Source organism: Streptomyces hirsutus (assembly GCF_001418415.1).
Classification (GTDB): Bacteria; Actinomycetota; Actinomycetes; order Streptomycetales; family Streptomycetaceae; genus Streptomyces; species Streptomyces hirsutus.
The window spans coordinates 1-5,794 of record NZ_LIQT01000197.1; the positions used below are offsets into that span (position 1 = coordinate 1).

Below are 5,794 nucleotides of genomic sequence, written 5' to 3' on the forward strand. Positions count from 1 at the left end.
TGACTTTCCAAGCGGCACAGGTTGGGGCGCGTCCGGCGGCGGCTGCGCCCCTGCTGTCGTGCGGTACCGCTGTTCCAGTTTTCTGGAACGGCGGTACGCGATCCGCCTACGCCCAGCTGACGCCCTCTGCAACACCTTTTAGGGGACTTGCGTCTCGATAGCGGTACGAATGGCCGTGCGGATGCGAAGGTCCACGGTTCCGTCTTGTGCCAAGCCGGAGAAGTGCCGTGCAGAGCGGGGGTGATCATGCAGAACTGATGCTACGAGCTGCGCAGCCTGGCCCGACAGAGAGCGGAGCCAGGGTGCGATTTGGTCTTGGGCGCTCCACTGGTCCCACGCAGCGTCCCAGGTGCACATCGTGCGGGCGGACTCCTCGAGGAGGTCCCAGTCGTCCTTGGCTGCGGCGAAATTCGCGATGGTGTGAAGCCAAATAGCGGCTCGGGCAGCTTCAGCGAACTGAACACGCCGTGTTCCGCGGCCATCAGCATGGCTGGCCATGGCCTTGAAGAGGCGATCGCTCCCTTCGGGGTTGCGGGACAGCCAGGGGCCTGCCTGTTCAGCCGAGAGCTCGGTCAGCGTGCGGACGTACAGCTCGTAGTCTTCAGGATGGTCTGTGATCAATTCGAGCAGCGCAGTCACCGCTGCCGGATCACCGGCACGTGTCCGTTCCCACAGCCTCTTCGCCTGTTCGGTCGGAGGCTCCGCAGGCTCGGTGAGCTCGCGGTTGATCAGGTCGCGGAGGTCCTGGATGCTTTGCGGCCTCTGCGCAGGGTCGGGGCGCGTAGCAATTCGGGTGATGTCCCTCCATGGGCCTGGATCCGGCAGGAGCGGCACGTTCATCTGCGGATACTTGCCTGTAAGCGCCCACGCGATGACGCGCCCGATGCCGTAGATGTCGGCGGCTGCCGTGGCTTCGTGCGCGGAAACGAAGAGTTCGGGCGCCGCGAAGCCCTCCGTACCGATCTCAAAGCGGGTACGCCCCGCCTTCGTGGTCTGCCCTCTCGGCCGCCGGACGATTCCCCAGTCCGCAAGGGTCCAGCGGCTGTCCAGTAGCAAGATGTTGGAGGGTTTGACGTCGCGGTGGAGCCAGTCGTGAGCGTGAGCGAGTTCCAGTACGTCCATCAGCGCCTCGACCAGGGCGCGCAGCTGCGCAGGGTCCTTGAGGTCGTCGCTTCGGTCCTCCGCAGTTGCCTGTGCCATCGGCATGACGAGCCACCCGTCTTCCGGGCTGGAGTCGAGGATGGGCATGTAGTGGGGATGTTGACCAAGCAGTTGAGAGATCTCGATCTCTCGTCGCATCCTTGCGGCGGGCGTTTCCCGTTCCGAACTCCGGCGCTTGAAGGCGACTTCGGCGTCGGTCGGCTTGTGAACTGCCCGGAAGACCTGTGCCTGTCCGCCCTCCTCCATAGGGAGTCGATCGAGGCGGTAGTCCTTCCGGTCACCGCGGGCTTGAGCGCGCACCAGGTCGTACGGGTTCAGAGCGCCGCCCTTGGCCGCAGATACGCGGTTACGCGTCAGCTGGGCAGGGTCCGGGATCATGGGTCGTGCCTGTACTGGAATGCGGCGCCCGCCGTAGATGGGGTAGCCGCTGATGGAGTCTACGGGCATTAGTGCATAACCGTCTCGGGCCAGCAGGGTGTTGAAGAGTTCCAGCAGCTCTCGCAGCTCTTCTGCGTCAGTCCGCACAACGGGGTGAAGCATTTCGGAGAGGAAACGCAGGAGGACCGCGTCCGGGCCGCGACTCAGTCCGAACCGCTCGTCGGTGAAGACCCAGTCCACTTCCCAGTCGTAGTTGTTGACGCGGTGCTGGTAGATGTCGCCCTCGGCGGTAGTGAAGCGTGGGTCGTAGCTTTCCAACGCATCCAGATCGAAGATGCGCTTGAGGAACTCCGGCTCTTCCAGCCTGCCGGACCAGTCGACGTTCTGAAGTCGAAGGGTGTCGAAGAGCCGCATACGGGTGACCTCGGTGATGCGAGCCCGTTTACTCTCGACCGAGCGTATGTCGTGCGGCTGGAGGAGCGCCGGCGCCTGCCCTCCCTCCAGCGCTTGCCGCCAGTTCACGTCCGGGGCGGGAAGCGCTGGCTTGACCAGGATCCGGTCGACAGATGGTCGGCCGTTCTGACCGGCCACTTCAGCGATCGTCGGCAGCAAGTGGTCCAGGACCTCGTCGCCAAAGCTGGGGAAGTCCACCGCGTCGATGTAGAAGACGGCAGCCCAGAAGTAGTCGTGCCAGTTGGTGGCCGTCGTATACCCGTCCTCTGTCTGCTCGAAATCCAACCTCTCAACCGCGCGGAGCAACTCCGTCGCGCCGACATCTGAGCGAGCAGAGAAAATTGCGGCAGACTGCGCCAATACGCGCTCTCCGAGCTGCTCCTGCCCACTGTCCATCGCCTGTGCCCCCTTACGCGCACAGCCGGACACGACCCGCACCTACGTCAGCAGTCTCTTACAGCACAGGCGCGGCCGACCGGCGTCGTCCCCCACATCACGCCCTCCACTCAACGCGGAAGGACAGCCAGCTTAGACCGATGGATCAGGAGACAGAAGTTGTCAGGCTATGTCGTTGTAGAGGACCAACAGGCCTCTCCAGCGGCGGAGTCGGTCCGACACCTGCCGCAGCCGGCGGCTACTCCGCTCCACCCGCTGGGCGAGGCTGTCAGGCCGCGCTGGTACGCCTGCAGCGCCTTGCCGGGGCTTCTTTTCGCACGCGGGGCCGCCAGCGCTTGAGGCGGCCCCTGGGCGGGCTTGACACCCAGCTGGGACAGTCCGGTATGGGCGGGAATGAGGACCTCCCGCATTCGTGCCCAGAGGGCGGGGAACTCCTTGCCAGTCGGCAGGTCCTTGGTCTTCTTCATGACTGCAGCGGCAGCTACTGCAGATTTGGAGAGGTAGGCACGCGGAGGTTGTCGAGCACGAGAAGCTCCACGCCGTGGCTGTTGCATTGCGTTTCGGCGAGTTCTCGGCTTGCTGCGCTGATCGGGTGGATGGCCGCCATCAGGTGGACGTCGGCTCCGATGCTGGCGCTGGTGGAGATGTCGTGGGCGATCTGCTCCTGAGTGAAGTCGGCGGGGCTGGTTTTGACTTCTCCGGCAAGGACGCGGCCGTTGAAGGTGCCGATAATGTCGACCTCGCGCTGAGGGTGACCGCTCACCTGCAAGTTCGCTCCGGGAAGGAAGTACGAGCGCGGCTGAGATCGGTGGAGGGTGCCGATGACCATGAGGTGGGGGAGGACGCCTTGGTCAGCGGCCTGGTCGACGAATGTGTCGAGCCGATAGTGAGTGATAGGACCATTCTTGTCTGCCGTGTAGCGAGCGGGCGTTGAGCAGCCTGGGCATGCGGCGTCGGGCGTGGACGACGGCATGGGAACGAAGGACTTGTCGCTGCATCGCGCGCAGACGGTCTCCAGCCCTCGCTCAGCCCAGCCCAGTGCGCAAAGCATCTCGGCCAGCTCGGCCACCGGGACAGTTGACAGGTTGATGTCGGCGGCTTTGCGGTATCGCCGCCGTGTACGCCCGCCCCAGGACTGTGCGAGCTCAAGCAGAGCGGTCTCGTCACTGCCGCTGGCGGCGGCTTGTTTCAGCTCCTTCGCCAGCTCCTTGCTGCGCGGGGTGAACAGCTGCATCACCACGTCGTACAGGCCCGGTTTGAGAAGTGCTCTCGAGGCTTCCTCCGAGTACATGGCTGCCCCGAGCCGCCCCTTGTCGGACAGCTCCCACTTGTCGGTGAGGCCGTCCAGCAGGTGCGCCGTGGCGTCTTCGAGAGTGGGGATGTTCAGTTCGAGAACGATGTCGTTGTCTGTGACGGCGCCGATCTGCAGCTCGGCGCCGTGCCAACGTGCCTGCGGGTGGATGCTGAGGGCCGTCTGCGGGTGGCGGGGCAGGCCGTCCAGAGCCTCCCCTGCCAGCCGTATCAGCATCTGAGCTGGCTGGTTCAAGGCGACGGGGGAGCGGAAGCGGATTCCAGTGGGACGGTCGAGGAAGACGTGTACATCCATGTCTTGCTGGCGGCCCCACTGACGCCGGGCCGCCAGCCATGGGGAGGGATCTGTACCGACCCGGTAGGTGAAGGGCGCGCTGCGGGTGGTGCTGCCAGCCCAAGGGCCAGGAAAGCCGAAGTTGATGGTCTTGCCCGCCAGCTCCTCCAACCCCCAGGAGGAGGCGATTCGGCGTAGCTCTGGCGCAGAGACGCTGTGAGCTGCCCCGAGTTTCGTAGAGTCCGGTGATCTTGTTTCAGGCGGACTGCGGGGTTTGCTCCTGGCTCCGCCAGAAGGCTTCCTCGTGCTCGGCGGGTGGTACGTAGTCGAGTGCGGAGTGGAGGCGTTCTTCGTTGTACCAGGTGATCCACTGGAAGATCGCCCGCTCGACCTGGTCGACGTCCTTCCAGGGGCCCTGCATCTCGATCAGCTCGGCCTTGAAGGTGCCGTTCAGCGCCTCGGCCATCGCGTTGATGCTCCTATAGACGTCAAGTAACTGATGCCAGGCGGTCTGCCCAGCACTTCAGCTCGGCCGCGGCGAGCGCGTCGATGATCCCATGGGCCCGTGCGGCGGTCAGGTCGTGAACAGACCCGGGCAGGGCGGGGGAGGCCCACAACAGCCGGCCGAACGGATCGGTGAGAACCTGAACGTTCATGCCGTGGCGCTTGTGTTTCCCGGAGTAGTACGGGGTGTCGGCGGCGATCCGGTCGATCGGCAGGAGGGTGCCGTCCAGGATCACGAACGCCTTGGTCCGGATGGTCTTCATCGCCTGGGTCAGGGTCAGGGTCGGGGCGAGGGCGGCCAGGAGGTCGATGACCTCGCGTATGTAGCGATAGACCGTCGCGATGCCGATGCGGAACCCGGCGGCGAGCTGGGCATAGGTATCGCCGCACCGCAGGTGGGCCAAGGCGAGCAGGGCCTGTCGGCCTGCTGGCAGACGCCGCCAGCGCGTCCCGATCTCCCGCCGCCGGGCATGCAGTCGAGCGCTCAGGTAGCGCAGGGTGCGGCTGGACAGATCAATCGACGACGGGTAGACAAGCACGCGAAGCTCCTGGTGGGGCACGGTGAATCTTGGTCGTGACACCTCCTACCAGGAGCTTCATCGCGTTGCAGAGCCGCCCAACTGACGGACGCCGACGACAGGTTGGAATCAGCTCAAGATATGTGTACGGGCGCTTACAGTGCGCGACCATCGGGGAACGGGGTCGCGTTCCGGGCCGCGCGATGCGCGCCGACTCGTGGCGCGTCAACTCGTGGCGCGCCGAGGGGAATTGTAGGATCTTCAGGTTGTTGCTGTGTTAGCGTGATCGTGCCGAGTCGATAAATGTGCGACTTTGGTGGAGGGTGCGCCCGAGGGTATGTGTGGACCGACACCTTTTGACGGCGTCCTGCGGGGTCGGACCACTCGCACTCAACCTTCTGGGAATCACATGTGTGAAATGGGGAAAATTGAAGTCTTCTCGCTTCCGTAAGATCACCGCTGCGGCCGGTGTCACCGCGGCTGCCGTGATGATGTCCATCGCCGGTACATCGAGCGCGTCGGCCGTGGTCATTCACAAGGAAGAAATCCTCACCGCCGAGGTGTGCGTCATCCGTGGCAACGGAATGGTCGCCAAGGGGACCGCCATCGGGTTCACCTGCAACCCGAAGCGCGAGCCGGTCTGGGTTCTGACCTGGTGGTAGGGCGCGTCGGAGGCGGGCTGTCCGTCCGGCAGGGAAGAATCAGGGGGCGCGCCTGACGCGGCTGCATTTCCTTCAGCCGTGGTGAACGGTCCATCGACTCGGTCGGTGGACCGTTTCACTGAGCGACTCTGAAGCTC

4 protein-coding genes and 1 pseudogene are annotated in these 5,794 nt (G+C 64.7%); 1 reads left to right on the forward strand and 4 read right to left on the reverse strand.

The genetic code is table 11. The features are described 5' to 3' along the window. Window positions 1-138 precede the first annotated feature (138 nt). From AOK11_RS15775 to AOK11_RS15790, 4 genes and pseudogenes are all read right to left on the reverse strand, one after another. A complete protein-coding gene (locus AOK11_RS15775) occupies window positions 139-2,388 on the reverse strand; it encodes an AbiJ-related protein (RefSeq protein ID WP_055594356.1) in 2,250 nt (749 codons plus the stop codon). Window positions 2,389-2,869: 481 nt separating this feature from the next. Beyond that, entirely contained in the window at window positions 2,870-4,144 is a 1,275-nt protein-coding gene (locus AOK11_RS15780; protein ID WP_055594357.1) for a hypothetical protein, read from the reverse strand. Window positions 4,145-4,229: 85 nt separating this feature from the next. Beyond that, entirely contained in the window at window positions 4,230-4,439 is a 210-nt protein-coding gene (locus AOK11_RS15785) for an integrase core domain-containing protein (RefSeq protein WP_055594358.1), read from the reverse strand. A gap of 40 nt (window positions 4,440-4,479) precedes the next feature. Further along, window positions 4,480-5,016, reverse strand: a pseudogene (locus AOK11_RS15790) (transposase family protein); the annotation flags it as partial. A 392-nt stretch (window positions 5,017-5,408) separates the two neighbouring features. Between AOK11_RS15790 and AOK11_RS42840 the strand changes: the two are divergent. Further along, on the forward strand, window positions 5,409-5,657 hold the full coding sequence (locus AOK11_RS42840) for a hypothetical protein (protein WP_157869368.1): 249 nt from the start codon (window positions 5,409-5,411) through the stop codon (window positions 5,655-5,657). The last annotated feature ends 137 nt before the right edge of the window (window positions 5,658-5,794 follow it).

Coding starts and splice junctions, on each gene's coding strand:
- AOK11_RS15775 (WP_055594356.1), bottom strand. CDS start 2,388: ATGGACAGTGGGCAGGAGCAGCTCGGAGAGCGCGTATTGGCGCAGTCT.
- AOK11_RS15785 (WP_055594358.1), bottom strand. CDS start 4,439: ATGGCCGAGGCGCTGAACGGCACCTTCAAGGCCGAGCTGATCGAGATG.